The 19137-nt window shown below is 41.3% G+C and carries 19 protein-coding genes; 11 read left to right on the top strand and 8 right to left on the bottom strand.

Going from position 1 to position 19137, the window contains the following annotated elements; all coding sequences use genetic code 11:
• The 3 genes from CDG79_RS32450 to CDG79_RS32440 form a co-directional block, all read left to right on the top strand.
• The coding region (locus CDG79_RS32450; protein WP_442946263.1) for an ISAzo13-like element transposase-related protein at positions 1 to 350 on the top strand (350 nt) is incomplete at its 5' end.
• 276 nt (positions 351 to 626) lie between these two features.
• Positions 627 to 899 (top strand): hypothetical protein, encoded by a 273-nt coding sequence (locus CDG79_RS32445; protein WP_189525211.1) that lies wholly within the window; start codon positions 627 to 629, stop codon positions 897 to 899.
• 65 nt (positions 900 to 964) lie between these two features.
• Entirely contained in the window at positions 965 to 2866 is a 1902-nt protein-coding gene (locus CDG79_RS32440; RefSeq protein ID WP_094345796.1) for a hypothetical protein, read from the top strand.
• 364 nt (positions 2867 to 3230) lie between these two features.
• Here the strand turns inward: CDG79_RS32440 and CDG79_RS32430 are convergent, their stop codons facing one another.
• The 4 genes from CDG79_RS32430 to CDG79_RS41595 all read right to left on the bottom strand — a co-directional run bounded on the left by CDG79_RS32430 (position 3231) and on the right by CDG79_RS41595 (position 5593).
• Positions 3231 to 3974, bottom strand: coding sequence for a hypothetical protein (locus CDG79_RS32430; RefSeq protein ID WP_094345794.1), 744 nt, complete (start codon positions 3972 to 3974; stop codon positions 3231 to 3233).
• A complete protein-coding gene (locus tag CDG79_RS32425) occupies positions 3961 to 4779 on the bottom strand; it encodes a hypothetical protein (RefSeq protein WP_094345793.1) in 819 nt (272 codons plus the stop codon). The genes CDG79_RS32430 and CDG79_RS32425 overlap by 14 nt, the downstream gene beginning before the upstream one ends.
• Positions 4776 to 5279 (bottom strand): hypothetical protein, encoded by a 504-nt coding sequence (locus CDG79_RS32420; RefSeq protein ID WP_223278467.1) that lies wholly within the window; start codon positions 5277 to 5279, stop codon positions 4776 to 4778. Before CDG79_RS32420 ends, CDG79_RS32425 begins: the two co-directional genes overlap by 4 nt.
• A gap of 110 nt (positions 5280 to 5389) precedes the next feature.
• Positions 5390 to 5593 (bottom strand): hypothetical protein, encoded by a 204-nt coding sequence (locus CDG79_RS41595; protein ID WP_143855643.1) that lies wholly within the window; start codon positions 5591 to 5593, stop codon positions 5390 to 5392.
• Positions 5594 to 5822: 229 nt separating this feature from the next.
• Between CDG79_RS41595 and CDG79_RS32415 the strand changes: the two genes are divergently transcribed.
• The 5 genes from CDG79_RS32415 to CDG79_RS32395 all read left to right on the top strand — a co-directional run bounded on the left by CDG79_RS32415 (position 5823) and on the right by CDG79_RS32395 (position 14812).
• Positions 5823 to 6248, top strand: a complete 426-nt coding sequence (locus tag CDG79_RS32415; RefSeq protein ID WP_094345791.1) for a plasmid mobilization protein — start codon at positions 5823 to 5825, stop codon at positions 6246 to 6248.
• A gap of 4 nt (positions 6249 to 6252) precedes the next feature.
• On the top strand, positions 6253 to 8709 hold the full coding sequence (locus CDG79_RS32410; RefSeq protein WP_094345790.1) for a relaxase/mobilization nuclease domain-containing protein: 2457 nt from the start codon (positions 6253 to 6255) through the stop codon (positions 8707 to 8709).
• A gap of 689 nt (positions 8710 to 9398) precedes the next feature.
• Positions 9399 to 9830: a hypothetical protein gene (locus CDG79_RS32405; protein WP_094345789.1), complete on the top strand. Its 432-nt coding sequence runs from the start codon at positions 9399 to 9401 to the stop codon at positions 9828 to 9830.
• Positions 9831 to 9875: 45 nt separating this feature from the next.
• Complete coding sequence (locus CDG79_RS32400; protein WP_223278466.1) at positions 9876 to 11240, top strand: AAA-like domain-containing protein; 1365 nt, start codon at positions 9876 to 9878, stop codon at positions 11238 to 11240.
• Positions 11240 to 14812: an AAA-like domain-containing protein gene (locus tag CDG79_RS32395; protein WP_094345787.1), complete on the top strand. Its 3573-nt coding sequence runs from the start codon at positions 11240 to 11242 to the stop codon at positions 14810 to 14812. Before CDG79_RS32400 ends, CDG79_RS32395 begins: the two co-directional genes overlap by 1 nt.
• A gap of 336 nt (positions 14813 to 15148) precedes the next feature.
• Here CDG79_RS32395 and CDG79_RS32390 read toward each other — a convergent pair whose 3' ends face one another.
• On the bottom strand, positions 15149 to 15664 hold the full coding sequence (locus CDG79_RS32390) for a helix-turn-helix domain-containing protein (RefSeq protein WP_094345786.1): 516 nt from the start codon (positions 15662 to 15664) through the stop codon (positions 15149 to 15151).
• Between the two features lie 245 nt (positions 15665 to 15909).
• Here CDG79_RS32390 and CDG79_RS32385 point away from each other — a divergent pair, with 245 nt between their 5' ends.
• The 3 genes from CDG79_RS32385 to CDG79_RS32375 all read left to right on the top strand — a co-directional run bounded on the left by CDG79_RS32385 (position 15910) and on the right by CDG79_RS32375 (position 16845).
• A complete protein-coding gene (locus CDG79_RS32385) occupies positions 15910 to 16218 on the top strand; it encodes a type II toxin-antitoxin system RelE/ParE family toxin (RefSeq protein ID WP_262985859.1) in 309 nt (102 codons plus the stop codon).
• Positions 16190 to 16507 carry a helix-turn-helix domain-containing protein gene (locus CDG79_RS32380; RefSeq protein WP_094345785.1) on the top strand — a complete coding sequence of 106 codons (318 nt, stop codon included), beginning with the start codon at positions 16190 to 16192 and terminating at the stop codon, positions 16505 to 16507. The genes CDG79_RS32385 and CDG79_RS32380 overlap by 29 nt, the downstream gene beginning before the upstream one ends.
• Before the next feature lie 74 nt (positions 16508 to 16581).
• Positions 16582 to 16845 carry a hypothetical protein gene (locus CDG79_RS32375; RefSeq protein WP_094345784.1) on the top strand — a complete coding sequence of 88 codons (264 nt, stop codon included), beginning with the start codon at positions 16582 to 16584 and terminating at the stop codon, positions 16843 to 16845.
• A gap of 26 nt (positions 16846 to 16871) precedes the next feature.
• Here the strand turns inward: CDG79_RS32375 and CDG79_RS32370 are convergent, their stop codons facing one another.
• The 3 genes from CDG79_RS32370 to CDG79_RS42965 form a co-directional block, all read right to left on the bottom strand.
• Positions 16872 to 17216: a hypothetical protein gene (locus CDG79_RS32370; RefSeq protein WP_094345783.1), complete on the bottom strand. Its 345-nt coding sequence runs from the start codon at positions 17214 to 17216 to the stop codon at positions 16872 to 16874.
• On the bottom strand, positions 17213 to 17815 hold the full coding sequence (locus CDG79_RS32365) for a tyrosine-type recombinase/integrase (protein ID WP_094345782.1): 603 nt from the start codon (positions 17813 to 17815) through the stop codon (positions 17213 to 17215). The genes CDG79_RS32370 and CDG79_RS32365 overlap by 4 nt, the downstream gene beginning before the upstream one ends.
• An 869-nt stretch (positions 17816 to 18684) precedes the next feature.
• Positions 18685 to 18846, bottom strand: a complete 162-nt coding sequence (locus tag CDG79_RS42965; RefSeq protein ID WP_189525210.1) for a hypothetical protein — start codon at positions 18844 to 18846, stop codon at positions 18685 to 18687.
• Positions 18847 to 19137 lie beyond the last annotated feature (291 nt).

Here is a 19137-nt window from a genome sequence, read left to right as displayed (position 1 = left end):
TTGCCCACAAACATCAAGTAAACATACGTTTAGCTTACTACCCTCCATATCATAGTAAATATAATCCGATAGAAAGGACATGGGCAATACTAGAGAATCATTGGAATGGCAGCATTTTAGATGAAGTAGAGACGGCTTTAAAGTTTGCTAGTACTATGAAATGGAAAGGTGATCATCCAGTAGTTAAGCTAGTACACAAAACTTATGAGAATGGGGTAAAGCTTACAAAAAAAGCTATGGCTCAAATTGAAAAACAGATTGAGCGGCTAACCGATTCTACTCATGAAGTTTTCCCAAATTTAGGTAATTGGTTTATTGATATTTGTTGTAGTAAAACAAAAGTTATTTGATTTTAATAACAGCATTTATTTAGCTACAAAACATACTAATTTACACTGTTTAACTTCAAAGCAGACGACAAGTGTATAGATTCTTCATGCATAGATGAGGGGGAGAAAAGGGGTTGCCCTGGGCAACCCCTTTTCTCCCCCCTTAAAATGATTATCATTCTTGATAAAACCTGTCTCTTGTTTTTCTTGGAATAATTTATTCTTTGGAAGTCCCTCGAAGCCCACGCCCTACGGGGTAAAAACCCAGATTCAGCTAGGCGGGAACTTCAAGATCACATGGTTTATGAGCTTGAAACCAAGCCTAGTGGCAAGATTGACTTGGTAGGCCATCTGTGGGTGGATTACAAAACCGCAGGTACACGCGATCGCTCTAGCGCAGGGTTAGTTGTGATTGCGGTTTGGGCATTCGATATTGTCACCACCTTTGCGGCTCGTAACCCATTTGAATTTACAGCCCCGTTCATGATTTTGGGTTGCATCTTGTTTAACATCGGCACAATGATGGCAGGTGAAATTGGGTTTGCCATCTGGCGGTTGACCAAAGATTAAAGCCAGTGCCGCTCAACAACTCTCTACATTGAGCGGCACTCACTACTTAACAGGGCATTTGTTTTATGCAAAGTAACAATATCCCAAAAATTACAACCAAAGAAACTGAACATTTGCGCGAATCATATCCTAGCTTGTCTCACTTGGAAGCCGGAAATATCGCCCAATGGCTGCAAGAGAGAAAAGAGCAATTATTTGAAATGGCCCGAGTTTCTGAGAACGAAGCAGACATGACCCGTGTACTTGGCTTGCTGGCTTCTGGGATAGGAGCGGTTTGTTATGCGGTCAATCCTTTGGCTGTAGTTGGTGGTTTAATTGGCGGTGCTGCGTGGCTATGGTTTGTTGTCGAACACTCGAACCGTACTAAAGAAATTGCACCAATACCATTTGTACGTGGCAACTTTGTAGATGCGATCTCTCGTGCTGGTGACTATGATACTAGGAGCAATTATCAAGCGGATCATCTTGCAAATACTGTTAAATTCCTAGAGCGACACGAGGCTGAAGAGTACGCCTTTCTTCTAGCTGAATTTGAAAATATTGGGCAGTATTTAACCCAAGTTGAGCCAGGAAAACGTTTTTATGCTTATCGCTGGATGTTTGGTTGGTTTGGCAAGCTTAAGGGTCGTCAGCTACCGACTTATCAAAGTATGGCTCTCCATTTACAGGATGTGACCATTGACAGCCGGCTGAATCGGTCAGAGGTAAGTGCTATCGCACAGGCTCAAACCCAGTTACCACCGACCGTAGATATTAAGCAGTTTCAATCACCGACTGTAGATATTGGGAAGATGAACCAAGCTGCGGAGCTTTCTAGACCGGAGGAGTTACAGCCATCAGCTAATGGGCTTTCACCAGAGACTATAACTAATCTCCCTCTGGCGAATAGAGCAAACGCACTCATCGCGGCTTTAAGGAAAAGTGGTTTTCAAGTAGAAGATATGATGAGTTCCCAAGTCATTGCGATCGCTGGCACTCAGCGAGGTGGTAAGGGAACCTTAGCAGCAATCTTGGCAACATTATCTCTAGCTTTAGATTCGGGATTAAACACCCAATACTTTACAGCCGGGGTGGACGTTTACCCCTTTAGTTGTAATCTAATTTCTGCTCTTAAATACCCGGAAAAAGATGCAGACGGGGCAGATAAACTAGTCGCCCGTGACTTGCTTAAATTTCTTAAAGGGTTAGATGGCTGTGAACCTTACTCACACAAAAACTTACTGTTAGTCATTGATGAGGCGATGCGGTTGCTGTCCCTACTTGATGAGAGCGATCGCACTTGGGCTATCCAATATTTACTTTCTCGCTTTGCTAAGTCTGGCGGTACATTAATTATCGTATTGCATGGCTCTAACCTGACAAGCGTGGTAGGTAAAGCTACGGCAGGACTAGCAGATACTTTTAAGCAATCGGTTAACTTTATTGGGTGTGTAGCTCAGTCTGTCAGCGCTGGCGGATTGCGAAAGATTAATGTTGCCAGTGGCGAATATTTCAAAGCCAACCCTAATAACTTTGCTGAACCTGTTAGCGGTGGCAATCTGGGCATGATTCCTGACTGGCTAAAGATAGAGTTACACCCAGGAAATGGTCAGCCAGATCCAGCAAGAACATTACTCAAATTCTTCCCGGAACTGGTGCAGCATCACCAGCCAGCAGTTATGCCCAGAGGAGAGAAAATTGCACCAGATGACGCAGTTAATCAGCTTGAGTCTATTTTCTCAAAGCCTACCCAAGACGTTGAAATTGCAGAGCTAGAATTCGTCAGCATTTCTGAGGCTGATAAGGAGCAAATTTTAAACATTGTTACTTCAGCCGTGACAACACCAGTCAGCTTTGCTGCGATTAGAAATAGCCGAAAGTGGGGTGAAGATAAACCTAGTGTTCGCTATTTAAGGTGTGCGATTGCACAACTTGTAGAATCCAACCAATTGAAGGGTAGTGAGAAGTTAGGGTTTACTGCTTTTTAATATTACTGCAATCTCAGAAAGCCTTTAATTTTCAGTTAGTTCCAAGACATCAAGACATCAAAAGCCTGAATCCTAGTAATGGATCTAAATTTATGCACCCAATTGAGTTGAAGAAAAAGTGGCAGTTAACTTACGACGAGCTTGCACTTGTCTTAGGTTATGAAGGTGATTATACTGTCCGTTCTTGGAACATGAATGGAAGACATAAGCGTAACCCTCAAAAAGTTGTCTATGTCGCTTGCAGACTTCTTGATGAGAAGTGGTCAGCGCAAGGTAAACTTGTGCATTCTTATCTCTGATTATTTCTATTATTGGGGCAAATATCACGTTAATTCTGTTTGCCCCAATCGCTATATCTTGCCCTTCATCTTCGATTTCGGTCAGTCCCCAAACGCTTTTCTACCCGTTGTAGCTTGGCATTACTATAATCTGTACGCTGCAAAATTGCTCTCAAATAGATGTCGATATCGTTCGAGATATTTACCGGAATAAATTGATTGAATCCAAGGAAAATCAACAAAGTAAATAATGCAGAAAACAACCCCATCGTCCCATATTTTCCTATGGGTTCAGCGCGATAAACCTCTTTCTCTATGGTGATGGGTTCGGGGGGAGGGCTGTTCTTCAACTCCTGAATAACCGTAGTCAAGTTCTTCGTGTGATTCAACAGTTGATTCCAGTTCTGCTTTAATTCTGTTATCTCGCTCTTCAGCCCTTTGAATTCTAAGCTCTCTAATGTCGCTGACGACTTGGGCATATTCTTTAACTGCGTCAGTAAGGGAGTTAATTCTTGTCTCAAATCTTCGTTGTTCTTCTCGAACTCGTTCGAGGAGAGATTCTGATTCTTCAATTCGGTCGTCAGCATCTCGATTGTCACCATCGCTTTGCTGAGGAGTTGATTCTGAATTAAATTCGTTTGTGCCCATGCTTGTAACTCCGCCCTATCGCGTTCGCGTTCAGTTTTTTGTGACTGCTTAAAATTTTCAAACTCTCTATATAATCTGCCCAGTGCTATCTTGACCTCACCCAGTTCACTGCTCTCTATTGAATCGGCAGTTTCAGAGTGAGGATTGCTGTGATTGCCGTTGCCATTATTATTGTTGCTCATTAGTTTTCTTTTGACCCCGACGAGAAGTAGACGCAGTAACTTTTGTCTGTTTTGAAGTCGTAGTGTTTTCTAAAGCATCTGGTATAACTGATGGTTGCTGCAACCCCAGATAAACCTCAGCCTTTTCTAGCTCTGGTTTAGCCTGATCCAAAAATCCACTGACTAGTAGGTAATCCCCAAAAGGAAATCCATTCTCTTCAGTAGCAGCCGAGTAAGGTAAACCTTTCTCTGTCAACGTGTCAAAGGTCGAGTAGTCTAGCTCTGGCATATCTATTTCTATGCCTTTCAATTCCGAAATAGCTGCCGATGTTTTGCTGTTCTCCCAGCGCTGAAAACCTGAACCTTTATCCCAGCACAGATTTTTCACCACCACATAATCAGCTTTATCGCTACAGAACTCAGCCATAGTTTTTAAGCTGGTTATCACCGAGTACCCCAGGTTAAGCACAGTCACCAGCGTAACCCGATAACCCAAATCACCTGCAATTTTGAATAGCCCAAACTTATTGATAATCTCCCTGGTTTTATTGCTTGATGCCCCTGGCATATCTACTATTATTGAGTCCGGTGATTCCGCTTTGATTTCCGTAAAGAAGCGTTTCGCCTCTGCCACCTCTAAGAAGTTCAACAGTCTTACCCCTGAGCCAAAATTTTGATAATACTCGTACAGTTCTGGATTCTCTGTATCTGCATCATAAGCTAGATAATTAATGCTTTTATTGTGCATTACATCCAGTAGCAAGCGAGTAAAGGCAGTCTTACCTGTACCACCCTTGCCCCCCAGTATCATCACGATGCGTTTCATATTTCACTCCTATCAGTGATATTAAATTGGGCAGAAGTCTTAGGTGTTGTTTTATTTCGTTTACTAGTTTTAGTTGATGATGAGCCGGATGGTTCACTACTATCAATAGGTGAACTATCTGGTTCTACTGGTAAAACCGAGTCATTATTTGAGGTTGATGAATCAGTTAATTCTGGCTCGGAGTCAGAATTAACTGATTCATCAACCGCTTTATCTGATGATTCATTACTCGAACTATTCTCCGTTATTGTTGAAGCTTTTTTATGAAAACTCTTCAAACCACTGGCCGCTAGTTCTACCCCATGACCTTTAAACACATCAGAAACATCGTCATAAGAGTAGCCAGCATCTAACATATCTTGAATAGGTTTAGCCAAACTGAGAACTAAATCTAACAGGCTGATAGTTTTAGGTGTCGCCGCTTTCTGTTTGAGACTGGTTTGAATATCTTCTATTTTTGATAAAGGGACAGCTTTCGGTTTGCGCGACATATTCAGCATTAGTAATAAATTACTCCATTGTAAAAAAACGTGGTAAAAAAAAAGTTTAAGTTTCTTGTCGTGATGTGACGAATATCAACAGAATAGGGTTTGTATCTTCGTGAGGTAGACTAGTCTAAAAAAGCAGTTACCCATGAATCAACATCCTTCGTATCACTAGTATCGCCAGCATTGCCCAATAGACCATGCCCTCGGTTACACCACGAGTGATTGCAGACAGCCACTCGTGGATCGCCAAAGTCTCGTACTCCCCCAGTCTCCCGTTGTGCCCCTTGGTTCTGGTTTACCCTAGCCCGTCGTAAGGGGGTAGGCAACCAATACGCCGTAACGCACTTCGTGCTACTTTACCCTCCGGGTAAAGCGGCGTGGTTGCTTGTTGGGGGTGTCCCCCAAACCCCCGGAAAACCGTTCTTTTCAAGGGGTTAATAAGTCAAGAGAGTTCCGGGTTATTCGCCTACCTGCGTGGCACTGCGTGCCTAACGCAGCTACAGCGAATAACCCGGTGAAAAAGAAAAAATCAAATAATCAAACTCCTAACTAGTTATGCAGCCAGACCCCCGTACCAATCTCAGTAATCAATTAGCTGACACATTAAGCAATCGGTCACTATCACCAGATGATAAACGAGAAATAACCATCACGTTTAGGGCTAGCTATGCCGAGAAAGCTAAACTAGAGCAGCGATGCAGTGGAGTGGTGCAAAGCGATTATATTAGAGCGAGATTATTTGATTACCCTCTACCACATCCTAAGTTAGTCATTCCCGAAATCAACCGACAGGCTATCTATGAACTAAAAAAGATTGGCAACAACCTAAATCAACAGACTAGAGCCATTAACGAAGCTGTAAAAATTGGTAGTCAACCGTTGACTAACGAGGTGAAATCATATCTAAAAACTCTTGAAGAATTGACAGCACTTTTAGAACAAACTCGCCAATCACTCACTCAATCTACGGGAGAGGGGTAGCTAAATGATTACCAAAGTCAAAGCTAACAAATCATTTCGTGGCACTACTAAATATGTGCTTGAGAAAGAGAAAGCTAAAATCATTGGCGGGAATATGTACGGGAGAAGTACCAATGAACTGGTAGAGCAGTTTACCTTATCAGCCCATCTTAACCCGCAGCTAAAAGACCCATGTTATCACTTAATGCTTAGTGTACCGAAAAACGATAGAACGCTAAATGATGACGAATTAGCTAATCTGTCCCAACGTCACTTTGCGAATATCATTGTACTATCGCGGCTTCAGGGTGATGAAGCTCAAGTTAAACAGCCTGATAAAAGGATAGCTGACACCAAACTGAACCAGCTAGTTGATGAATTTATAGAATCAGAACTACCAGCTTATGACTTCTTTATAGCGCAGCACTCTGATAAAGAACACGACCACACCCACATCGTTGCATCTAGAGTCAATAATCTAGATGGTAAGTCTATTCGCACTTGGAACAATTACGCCCATTCAGAACACTCTGCCCGACTGCTAGAGCGAGAATTTCAGCTAACCCCAGTCCAAAGTAGTTGGGAGAGTAAGCAAAAGGCTATGACTCGGAATCAACTGGAACGAGTCGAGAGTTTGGGACTTCCAGGCGAAGAAATAATGCGACGGGCTATTGAGCAAGTGGCAGCAGATAAACCCACAATGCCCCAGCTAATTGAGCGGTTATGGAGAGAGCATCAGGTCAAATCCATCGTCAGTTACTACGGTCACGGTGGGGTAAGGGGTATCAAGTTTGGCATTGATATCGGCTCAGTTAATGAAGATGATAGCCCTCGCTTACTCTGGAAACAGGGAGGTAATCTCAATAAATATAAGTGTTCATTTACAAAGCTTCAGACTGAGTTGGGGATAAATTATGACTCAAAACGTGATGATAGCGAAATTAAACGTTTAAATAATTTCTTAGAATCTGTAGATAATAACCAAGTTAATCAACAAATAATATCAACCATCTTCCCGAAAAAAGCTCAAGCTATAGCCGAAACTAAACACCAGCTAAACCCAGCTAAATCAGATGCGGGGCAACGAGCAAGTTCAGAACTCATAAATACAATCTCTAACTTTATTGAACAGTCAGCAGTTGATGATGCCTTGGTTGAAACGTTACCACAATTAGCAGAACAACTCTCTCAATATAACCAGCAGTTATCAGCAGGTAGAACCGCATTCGACGAGCTATCATCGGCGATTACTCAAGAGTTACAATCCCATACAGAGAAGAAAGCTATCTTATCAATCTCTGATTATATTGAGCAATCGACTGTCTCTTCAGCATTAACTGAAGCAGTATTAGAATTAACGCAACAACTTTCTCAATACAAAGAGCAACTCGTTACAGCTAAAACTACATTTAATGACTTGGATACAGCGCTTACGAATGAGTTACAATCATATCTAGAGAAAAGAGCCATTTCATCAATTTCTGATTATATTGAGCAATCGACTGTCTCTTCAGCATTAACTGAAGCAGTATTAGAATTAACGCAACAACTTTCTCAATACAAAGAGCAACTCGTTACAGCTAAAACTACATTTAATGACTTGGATACAGCGCTTACGAATGAGTTACAATCATATCTAGAGAAAAGAGCCATTTCATCAATTTCTGATTATATTGAGCAATCAACTGTCGAGTCAGCCTTAACCCAAACAGTATTAGAATTAACACAACAATTTTCTCAATATCAGCAGCAGCTATCAGCCGGAAGAACCATATTCGACGACCTGGAAGCAGCGATTGTTTATTTGGAGCAACTCCATAGATCGCAAAAACCAGTGGATGCAATTGCTCTTAATCAAACTCCAACTATAACCACAGATGAACCAAAGCTAAAAGATAATCTAAGAGCCGAGTTATATGAGTATTACAGCGCCGACTTGCAAAACTTATTAGTGACTGACCGAGATAAAGAAATTGCTATACGGGCACTATTAGATAATAAACCACCCCAAGATGTTGAAGAAATTATCTTTGCCAGTCCAGCCGGATGGACACAAGATGAAGCTAGAGAATTGGTACTTATCGCTAGTAATCAACTGGCAACTCAAAAGTCTGAACCAGAACAGTCACTCACAGAAAAGCAGCGTATTGAGTCGGAATTCTTAGCGTCCGCAGTGCCTATTGCTGTTGAATTAATCAACTGGCAATTAAAAGAAACTGGCTCAAATAGCCTGAGATTCAAACGTGCAACTCTAGAGAAGCAGGGTAGAGAATTAGTATTTACCCATGATGAACGAGGTGAGATTTTCCGAGTGGCAGTCAACCGAAACCAGTCAGGTGAGCTTGAGTATTCACCGATTAATATCGGGACAGTAGAAAGAGAAGACCTGATGCTTTGGCAAAAAGCAGAGCGCGTATTGCAACAAATAAGAGAAGAAGCAGAGCGACAAGAAAGAAGACAGACTAAAGGTATCTCTCTCTAGGTGATGGCGCAACTCTTAACCGCTTCGCTCAAATAGGCGGTGTCTGCCACTGCCACAAATCCACTCGTTGAGCAAACCAATTTGTTGCAGGCAGCGGCAGACACTCCGCTGCGCCGCCTATTTGTTAAGAGCTGGTTAGATTGTGGTAAATTAAGTTGGGGATTTCCAATAAATAAAATACTCACTGATTAAGAATGATGCTTCTGAAAAACTTTTCGGTCTACTGAAAGCGAAATGAAGGGCTGATAAGGCTTCTGGAAAAATTTTCGGACTACTGTATGTGTTTAGTCTCATTTAAGTTACTGCGGGGCGGGGACATAGCCCCGCCCCGCATTTTGTGCCAGTTGCGTAAGTCCTGGTAATTATTTACTCCCCCCACCGCCCTGCAAAATGGTCTAAACCCTTGATTTATCGTTGAGAGGTAGGGGGGGAAGTGTGAAAGGTTACTTATTGGCAGCTAGTTTGATACTTAAGCTTACTTAATAAATATTTATTTATAATTCTTTAAGCACCGTATTATTACCAGTATAATCTAAAAATGAACTGCTCACAAAACATAAATAAGTTACCCATTTTAAATAGCTTAAAGTCATGCTAATCAAGGCTTATATTTTCCGAAACAGGTAAGTTATTTATATACGGCTTTTAATCAATATAAAAATTATATTTACATACTTAGGATATCAAAAATGGATGTAGCATCTCTTACTTTATTTATTGTTCCATTTCTACCTTTCTTGCTTAAATTAGGTAACAAAGCTGCTGAAGGAGCTGCCGAAAAATTCGGTGTCGATGCTTGGGAAAAAGCAAAAGCTATATGGGCGAAGCTCTATCCAAAAGTAGCTACAAAACCAGCAGTTCAGGAAGCAATAGAGGATGTTGCTGCTGCACCGGATGATGAGGATTTGCAGGCGGCTTTACGAGTGCAATTGAAAAAACTTTTAGAGAAAGACCAGTCATTAGCAGAAGCCATTACCCAGATAATATCTAAAAACTTACCAGCAGACTCCAGCACCACCAGTATTCTACAGAATGTTACTGGTGATAATAATCAAACAAGTGGACAAGTTGATGGAAATAGCAAGGTTATTGGTTCAGTACAGGGTAACGTGACCATGTAACAGTGGAGATTCAAAATAGGGTTAAAGAGGAGTATGGAATAAATCTTGAAAAAGATATTCAATTATCTATTTAAAATGTGGATTGAGCTAACTCAGAACGCCCCTAACGAAACTGTGACTGAGGAGCCTTCCAAACGTGATGTAGGTGATAGCCACACAACAGAAATTCAACAGCACCTTGAGGGAAACCACAACACAACGGTTGGACTAGTGCGTGAGCAAAGTAAAGTGTTTAGCTATGTGGCAGGGAATGTTTATATTACCGATACTGTTCACGCTCCTTTGAATGAATTATCCCAAGCCCCACCTCAGAAAAAACACTTTATAGACCGCCCGGAAGTTCGTTTGGACTTGAAAACTGGGTTATTTGGGTTATCAAATGCGACAGATATCCTAGAGAATCCAGAAGGACAAGTGCCTCTGAACTCTGCCTTCTATGTAAAACGTCCTCCCATAGAAACAGATTGCTACGAAACTATTCTAAAACCTGGTGCTCTGATTCGGATTAAGGCTCCTCGGCAGATGGGTAAAACTTCATTAATAAGCCGAATTCTTCATCATACTAACCAACAAGAATATCGGACGGTATCCTTGAACTTCCAATCAGCCGATGCAGAATTTCTTACCAGTCTGGATAAGTTCTTGCAGTGGTTTTGTGTTAGTATTTCCTACAAATTAAATTTAGTAGATAGACTGGACGACTACTGGAAGGGCTTTCTCGGTAGCAAGAACAAGTGTACAAATTACTTTGAGCAATATTTGTTATCTGAGATTAACAGCCCCATTGTTTTGGGATTAGATGAAGTAGATGAAGTTTTCAAGTATCCCGCAATTGCTTCTGATTTTTTTGCGCTGCTGCGGGTTTGGCATGAGCAGGCAAAAAACGAAGTCCTTTGGCAAAAGCTCAGGTTAGTGATTGCACATTCCAGAGAGGTTTACATTCCTCTTAACATAAATCAGTCGCCCTTTAATGTCGGTTTGCCAATAGAAATACCATTTTTAAATCAGATACAAATACTAGAATTAATACAACGCCACGGACTCCATTGGAATGAGGAAAAAATTAAGCATTTGATGATGCTTGTAAGTGGGCATCCTTATTTGCTGCGAGTAGCTTTGTATCAAATTGCCCGTGGCAGGATGACACTAGAGGAGCTCAAGCAAGTTGCACCGACAGAGGAAGGGCCATACGCTGACCACCTACGTCGCCATCTACTGAATTTGGAAAAGGATGCAAAATTGTTAGTTGCGCTCCAAAATGTTGTAATAGCGGAAAGTTCTATTTACGTTGACACTGTTGAAGCCTTTAAACTCCGCAGTATGGGTTTGGTAAAATATGAGGGCAATAAGGTGATGCCTTTGTGTGACCTGTATCGTCAGTATTTTCGCGAACGTTTGGGAGTTAACTAATGAGTGTTGCACCCCGCCCAGCCTATGAATATCAAGTCGGGGGAACTTTACCAGTTGATGCCCCTACCTACGTCCTGCGGCAAGCCGATCATGATTTCTATGAGAGCTTGAAGAAAGGAGAGTTTTGTTACGTCTTAAACTCTCGACAGATGGGAAAATCTAGCTTGCGAGTGCAGGTGACGCAACACTTGCTTTCAGAGGGGTTTGCCTGTGCTGTTATCGATATTAATGCTATTGGTACAACAGAAATTACACTAGAGCAGTGGTACGCCGGAGTGATTGATAGTCTGGTAAGGAGTTTTAAGCTTTACAAGACTTTTGATTTAGAAACCTGGTGGACTAATAATCATTTGCTTTCACCAGTGCAGCGTTGGAGCAAATTTATTGACACAGTTTTACTAGTAACAATTCCTGAGAATATTGTTATTTTTATTGATGAAATTGACAGTATCCTCAGTCTGAAATTCAATTTGGATGATTTTTTTGCTGTAATCCGAGACTGTTACAATAGTCGTGCTGACAACCCTGTTTATAACCGCCTTGCATTTGCCTTAATTGGGGTATCTACGCCATCAGACTTGATTCAAGACAAACAACGGACATCTTTTAATATTGGTCGTGCAATTGATTTGACAGGTTTCGTACTCCACGAGATGGAACCACTGGCGCAAGGATTGGCGGCGGTAGGTAATTCTCAAGCACTGATACAGACGGTGCTGGATTTTACAGGTGGACAGCCGTTTTTGACCCAGAAGGTTTGTAAGTTACTGGTGCAAGCGTCTCTAGAGGAGAGGAGAAAAGGAGTAAGGGAGAAGCAGAGATATGAGGACGCTCCTTCGATACAGAGATCGAAAGGAGAAGAATCCCAAATTCCAAATTCCAAATTCCAAATTGCCGAGTGGGTTGAATGTTTGGTAAGAGAGCGTATTATTGAAAATTGGGAGGCGCAGGATGAACCTGAGCATTTGAGGACAATTAGAGACCGACTGCTGCGAAGAGGTGAACAGCGTATCGGACGATGGCTGGGTTTGTGCCAACAAATCTTACAACATGGTGAAATAGTAGCTGATGATAGTCCCGAACAAACGGAATTGCGACTGACGGGATTGCTAGTGAAGCAGGATGGCAAACTGCGATTTTATAACCGCATCTATCAGGAGGTATTTAACCAGGATTGGTGTGAGAAGGAACTGGCAAAACTGCGTCCTTACGCTTATGCTATAAATGCTTGGGTTGCTTCTGGAAGGCAAGATGAGTCGTCCTTGTTGCGGGGAGAGGCATTGCAGAATGCTCAAAATTGGACTCTTGACAAAAATTTGAGTGATTTAGACTATCAGTTCTTAAATGCTAGTCAAAATTTAGCAAAACGAGACTTTGAGAAACGATTAGAAGAAGCAAAGGAACAGGCAAAGCAAGTCTTGGCAGCAGCTAACCGTAAAGCTCAACAGCGGATTTGGATTGCTGGCACTGTTTCCTTAATTTTATTAATAATAACAGCGGTAGTAGCATATATTCTTAGTAATCAAGCAAAAACTGCTCTTGATCAAGCGCACATATCTGAAATTAAGGCAATAAATTCGGAATCTAAAGCACTTCTTTTCTCAAACGACCAACTTAAAGCATTACTAATTAGCGTAAAAGCAGGTAAAAAATTGCTTGAGACTGAAGTATCAGACGATATCAGAAAAGAAACGTTGGAAAATCTACAACAGGCAGTCTATCAAGCTCAGGAACTTAACCGCTTGCAAGGTCATATGTCCAGAGTTTGGCGTGTCAGTTTCAGTCCAGACGGTCTGACAATAGCATCAGCTAGTTCTGATAAAACTATTAAACTTTGGAGGCGGGATGGCACTCTGCTCAAAACTTTAAATGGTCATGCAGCTTCTGTTAGAGACGTGACTTTCAGTCCGGATGGTAAAACTATAGCCTCAGCCAGTGAGGACAAGACGGTGAAACTTTGGAGCTACGATGGGCAGTTGCTTAGAACCTTAAATGGTCATGGAGCTTCTGTTATCGACATAACTTTCAGTCCAGATAGTAAAACTATAGCCTCAGCCAGTGAGGACAAGACGGTGAAACTCTGGAAGCTTGATGGCACTTTGCTTAGAACTATCAACACTTATAATGCTTTTCTCAGTTGCAGTTTCAGTCCGGATGGTAAAACTATAGCTACAGCCAGTGCTGACAATACGGTGAAACTTTGGAGCTACGATGGGCAGTTGCTTAAAACTTTGAAAGGTCATGGTCATTGGGTTTGGCGTGTGACTTTCAGTCCGGATGGTAAAACTATAGCCTCAGCCAGTGGGGACAAAACGGTGAAACTCTGGAAGCTTGATGGCACTTTGCTTAAAACTTTGGAAGGTCATAACGGCGGAGTTAAGGATGTAAGCTTTAGCCCAGATGGTAAAACTATAGCCTCAGCTAGTGATGACAAGACTGTAAAAATTTGGAAGCTTGATGGCACTTTGCTTAAAACTTTGGAGGGGCATAGCAACGCCGTTAGGGGAGTGAGTTTTAGCCTTCCGGATGGTCAGATAATAGCATCAGGTAGTGAGGATAACACAGTGATGCTCTGGAGGAGTAGTGGTGACACTTTTCTTAAAACTCTTCCAAATGTTGATTTTGTTAGAAAAGTGACTTTTAGTTCCGACGGTCAGACAATAGCTTCAGCTGGTGATGACAGAACTATAAAACTTTGGAGTAGCGAAGGCAATCTGCTTAACACCATTCGGGGTCATGATGCTGCCGTCCGTAGTATTAGTTTCAGCCCTGATGGTCAGATGATAGTTTCTGGGGATGAAAACAACGCTGTGAAAATCTGGAGCCGCAACGGTAGTTTGCTTGCAAACTTAATAGGTCATAAAGGTTTAGTCTATGATGTGAGTTTCAGCCCTGATGGTAAAACTATAGCCTCAGCCAGTGGAGATAAGACAGTAAAACTTTGGAACAGAAATGGTATCCTACTTAAAACTCTATCTGGGCATAAAGACGCAGTTAATAGTGTGAGTTTCAGCCCAGATGGTCAAAGAATAGCTTCTGCTAGTGATGACAACAAAGTGATATTATGGAATCCTGATGGAACCCTGCTTAAAACCTTGACAGGGCATAGTGATAAAGTTTTGAGTATAAGTTTTAGCCATAATGGCCACTTGATTGCAACAGCTAGTGCTGATAAAACTGTAAAGCTTTGGAAGGATGACGGCACTTTTCTCAAAACTTTAGAGGGTCATCAAGATAGGGTTAGAAGTGTGAGTTTTAGCCCTGATGACAAAACTCTTGCTTCTGGTAGTGAGGACAACACAGTGAAACTTTGGAGCATTGATGATGGCACTTTACAGAAAACTTTAAAAGGGCATCGTAATAAAGTTAGAAGTGTGAGTTTTAGCCCAAAGGGAAAGACCCTTGCTTCGGCTAGTGATGACGACACAGTAATTCTATGGAATTTAAATGAACCACTAAATTTGCATTTAGAAAATTTACTGATGCATGGTTGCGATTGGTTACACGATTATCTGAAAACTAATCCTAAAATTAGTGAGAGTGATAAGCATGTGTGCGATGACATTAAGTAGCTTCCTTTTAATAGTAGGTAAATCGGGATGATTGCTTAACCTTGTTTCTTAAACCGAATTTCAAGTTGCGTCTCTATCTGATGAAATATCACTTCAGATATACATTGCTGAAACTATTGCTAGAAAAATCTTTCAGCCAAGCGCGTAGAATGCAACCCGTCTTGGCACGGAACATTCTCACAGAGGTTGACTAATTATTTCTCCATCTGGTCATTGGTTGCGATCGCTTTCAAGACTGCACTCCCATGCAATCACGTCAAATCTCGCCACTATTTTAAATACCGTAATATGCTCTACGCTACTGGCGAGATTTACCCTGTCGCAGTTTGGCGAGAATCAAAACAGCTTGTCAACGTACTCTTGTAGGTCACTGCGTTTAACTCGCCAACCCTTACCAATCACTTTGGCTTTTAACTCTCCTTTGTTAATTGCATCTCGCAGGAATTCCCTAGATAACCCAGTTAACGCTTGTGCCTCTGCAATAGTCAGTAGCAGCTTATCGGCGATCGGCACTACTGGCTGATTGTCGCCTCTGCCCAGTAACCCTTCAATGATTGAGGATAATTTATCAATTACCCCAACCTCGCCAAATTCCGTAATCTCGCCAGATTGATGCACTAATTTACCTGTCTGTTGCTCTTGCTCTGTCGCTATTTGACGAGATTCAAAGGCTGGTTTTACGGTCGGTTGGTTCAGTTCTGACTTGAATGCTTCCAGTTCGGCGGGGTCAAAGTTGGCAGTCGGGCGAGTTTTCCCTTTCTCGTACTTGACGCTGATTCGTCCTTGCTGAACGTAACGCTCAAGCGCTCGAACGCTGACACCTAGAAAATCTGCTGCTGACTGCTTATTCATAAATCTCGCCAAATATCGTAACTCGCCAAAATCCTATCAGTGATTGGCGAGTTTTGGCGAGATTGAGAAAGAGCAACTATTATTCCTCAGCTGTGCCTATGCTATATTTCCCCTAAAGTATAGGACTAGGTGCTATACTTTAACCGAAGAGACTAGAAAATGAAAATCTACAAAAACCGTACTTTTGACCGTTGGGCGCGAATGTTGGCTTAAACAATCTTAGTCTCTGTAACGCTGTAAACGAAATGGCAGCAGGGCTTTATGATGCTGACCTGGGAGGTGGACTGTTTAAAAAACGCATAGCAAAACCAGGGAAGGGTAAGAGTGGTGGATTTCGGACACTAGTAGCTACTAATAATGAAGATCGTTGGTTTTTTATTTTTGGCTTTTCAAAAAACGAACGCAGCAACATTGACTCATATGAAGAAGAAGCTCTGAAAATGTTATCCAAGCAATTACTTGCTTATACACCAGAAGAACTTGAGCAAGCAAAAAATAGTAATGCGTTAATAGAGGTGATTTGTAATGCGTCAGAAGAAATCAGCAATTCTTGAAGCAGTTCATGAGACAGCAGAAGACTTACACAAAGCTGGGCTAATGAATCAAACTACATTGCGCGAATTTGAACACCTATGCCTACCTCCTATTGAGCCTCTAGAACCATTACAAATTAAAGAAATACGGGAATCATCTCAAGTTAGTCAAGCTGTTTTTGCACGTATTTTGAATATAAGTACTTCAACAGTTCAAAAATGGGAAATAGGACAAAAGCGACCTAGTGGAGCATCTCTTAAGCTACTGCACTTGATAAAGAATCGTGGCTTAAACAGTGTGCTTTATTAAAATTGACGTGAGAACCTCATTTACCACCAACTGTTCGCTCACGTTATCGTGTTTTCATCTTAGAATTACACATTATGTTTTTAACAATTGGAAAGTCAACTATTAATATCAATCATATTTGCTCAATTACTTGGACAACAAATATAAATATAAATGTTGTTGAAGCTAGTAATGATAATACAAATGAAAATCCTCCAAGTAAGAATCCTATTATTAATTGGTTAGAGAAAAATTTAAAGGAGGAAAAGAAACCTGACTCTGTTTATATATTTTTAAATCACAGCATATCCTCGGATACAGGAGCAAATCCTATTCGATATCTTTCTAAAAATGGGTGATAGTGTGAGAAGAGATTTTTATACAGTCAAGAATTAATGGTTGCTAAAAGTTCTTCTTTTCTTTTTTCTAATTCAGATATTTTTCGGTTCAAACTTCGGATTTCTGTACTGATTTTTGATAATTCAGCTTTGCACTTTTGAGTTTTTAAATAATCCGACCCATATTTTTCAATGACAAAATCTTCTACCTCATTCCTTAAGAGTTTGAAGCAGGGATTTCCATATAAAGTGTTGTGCCGATATTGCAATTTTCCTGATTTGATAGCCTCAAGAATTTCTGCTAGATCAAGGTTAAATTCTTTTTGGGCTGTTTTATCGCTCAGAGTAGCTCCCTTTTGCCCCCAAGGGGAATTGTCTTCTTCATGATTCATAAATCACCCCAATCAAAATTCAGGAAACGTCGAGCGTTGAGCTTTGTATATTTCTCTGTGTGTTTGATATCACGGTGTCCCAGGAAGTCTTGGATTTCCCTAGTGTTGTAACCCTGATTCACCAGATAGTAACCGCAGGCATGGCGCATCATGTGACAGTGAACTTTGATATCGAGTCCAGCCTGTGCCGCCAGTCGCCCAAGCAGCTTTCGCACCGCATCAGTAGACATCACCTCACCGCGCTCAGAAACGAAAATATATTTGCTGTCGGGCAACATCTCTCTGAGTTCTTTGAGCAAAACTAATTCATCGTCTCTCAAGGGATGCACCCCTGAATCGCTGCCCTTTTCCCTGGTGATGAAAATCTGCCGTTCCTTCCACATCAGTGCATCCCATCTTAAACCGCACTTAGCCCCTACAGCTTCCCCCACCCTCAGCCCGTGGCGAAACATCATCAGCATCAGTGTATAATCACGGTGAGAATAACGTGCTTTGCGTTCTAATGCGGCATCAAGAAGACTTCGCACCTCACTTGGTGTAAGGTATTCTCTAGACCTGTAATGCTTGTTGGGTAGACGAACTGGGGGCGGTGGCCTCATTTACTCTTGCTGGTAGTGTCCGGTGTACGCGCTCTATTATGGACAGTCTACTACGCCACGATCCCTATTATTTCGTTAACAGACAAGCCACTAAGAAGTTATTGCAAATTATTCTCAATTAATAAATACCTCCATCTTGGCTCAATGCCAAATAGTAGTCTGCGACCGCGATCACTAATCCCAAATCTCGAAACGTCCATAATTCGTTGTGTGACACTTTAGGGTGCGGGATGTGGGATTTATTTGTACTTTTAGATGTGTCAATGTATTAAATTTCAAGCAATTAATGTATTCCTTAGTTTTATTTCGCTTGTTATTGCTTGTTAGCTTACGGTCTTTACGGATTCAACTTTTATGTTTTAAAGTTTAAAAATTCTAAACATCATCCGTCTAAATACTTAATTACTTATGTGTCCATAATTTTCTATTTGATTAGATGTCTTTGTATATGGTGTTTATCCCCTCAATTCCACGTAAACCATATTTAAAATTTCTTTTGTCATAAAGTATAATTGGTGCAAGTAGGCTAAGACCTAGCACAAACCCCCAAGCCTACTGTCTTATTTGCTAAGAGTTACTTGGGGGTGTGGTGCTGTTATATGGAGGATGACTATGCTATCGACGCTTATGGTCATCACTATCCTCGCTAACCTGCTTGTGGTTGCGATGATACTGCTAGCTCAAAAGTAATCTTTTCTTGCTAGCTTAATAAAGTCTTGGGTGTTTGCAGCACTCAAGGCTTTTTATTTTACTTTTACGCGATACAACTACTACTTACGTATAAACACTAAATAATAGCTGATAACACAAGTATATACTATCCGCCTTCACTTGAATAATAAGGGATACGCTCGGTCTTTGCCCTCACGTTATCCCTTACGCTGTGAGCTTTGTAGCCATTTTTCTATATAAAAGCTTAACGTCGGTTTTGATTTTTTCTTCTTCTTTGTTTTCTTAACACCCTTAGGGTATGCACTTATTGTTTTGTGCTGTAATTGTTTTTTGGCAAGGGTTTGAGCGAATTGAACCATTAAAAACCCCTTAATATGGTTGAAGTTACCACACTTATCATTTGATATCAGAGGGTTTTTACCGTGTCTGACCACGAATCAGGCACGAGCATTCATGCTTTTGAATTTAGTTAGTAAGGTTTTCAGCCTTAGCGTAACTTTCTGTACGATTGCTCATTTACCCCCTATCGCTCTTTTATGACTCTCGTCGGATAAAAATCATCCACCCTTATTTTTAAGGACTTTGATGAATTTAGGCGTAGGTTGGGTTGAGGAACGAAACCCAACACCAACAATCTCTGGTTTTGTTGG

The sequence above is a fragment of the Nostoc sp. 'Peltigera membranacea cyanobiont' 232 genome, from assembly GCF_002245985.1.
Lineage (GTDB): Bacteria > Cyanobacteriota > Cyanobacteriia > Cyanobacteriales > Nostocaceae > Nostoc.
This window is presented reverse-complemented; position numbering and strand designations above follow the sequence as displayed.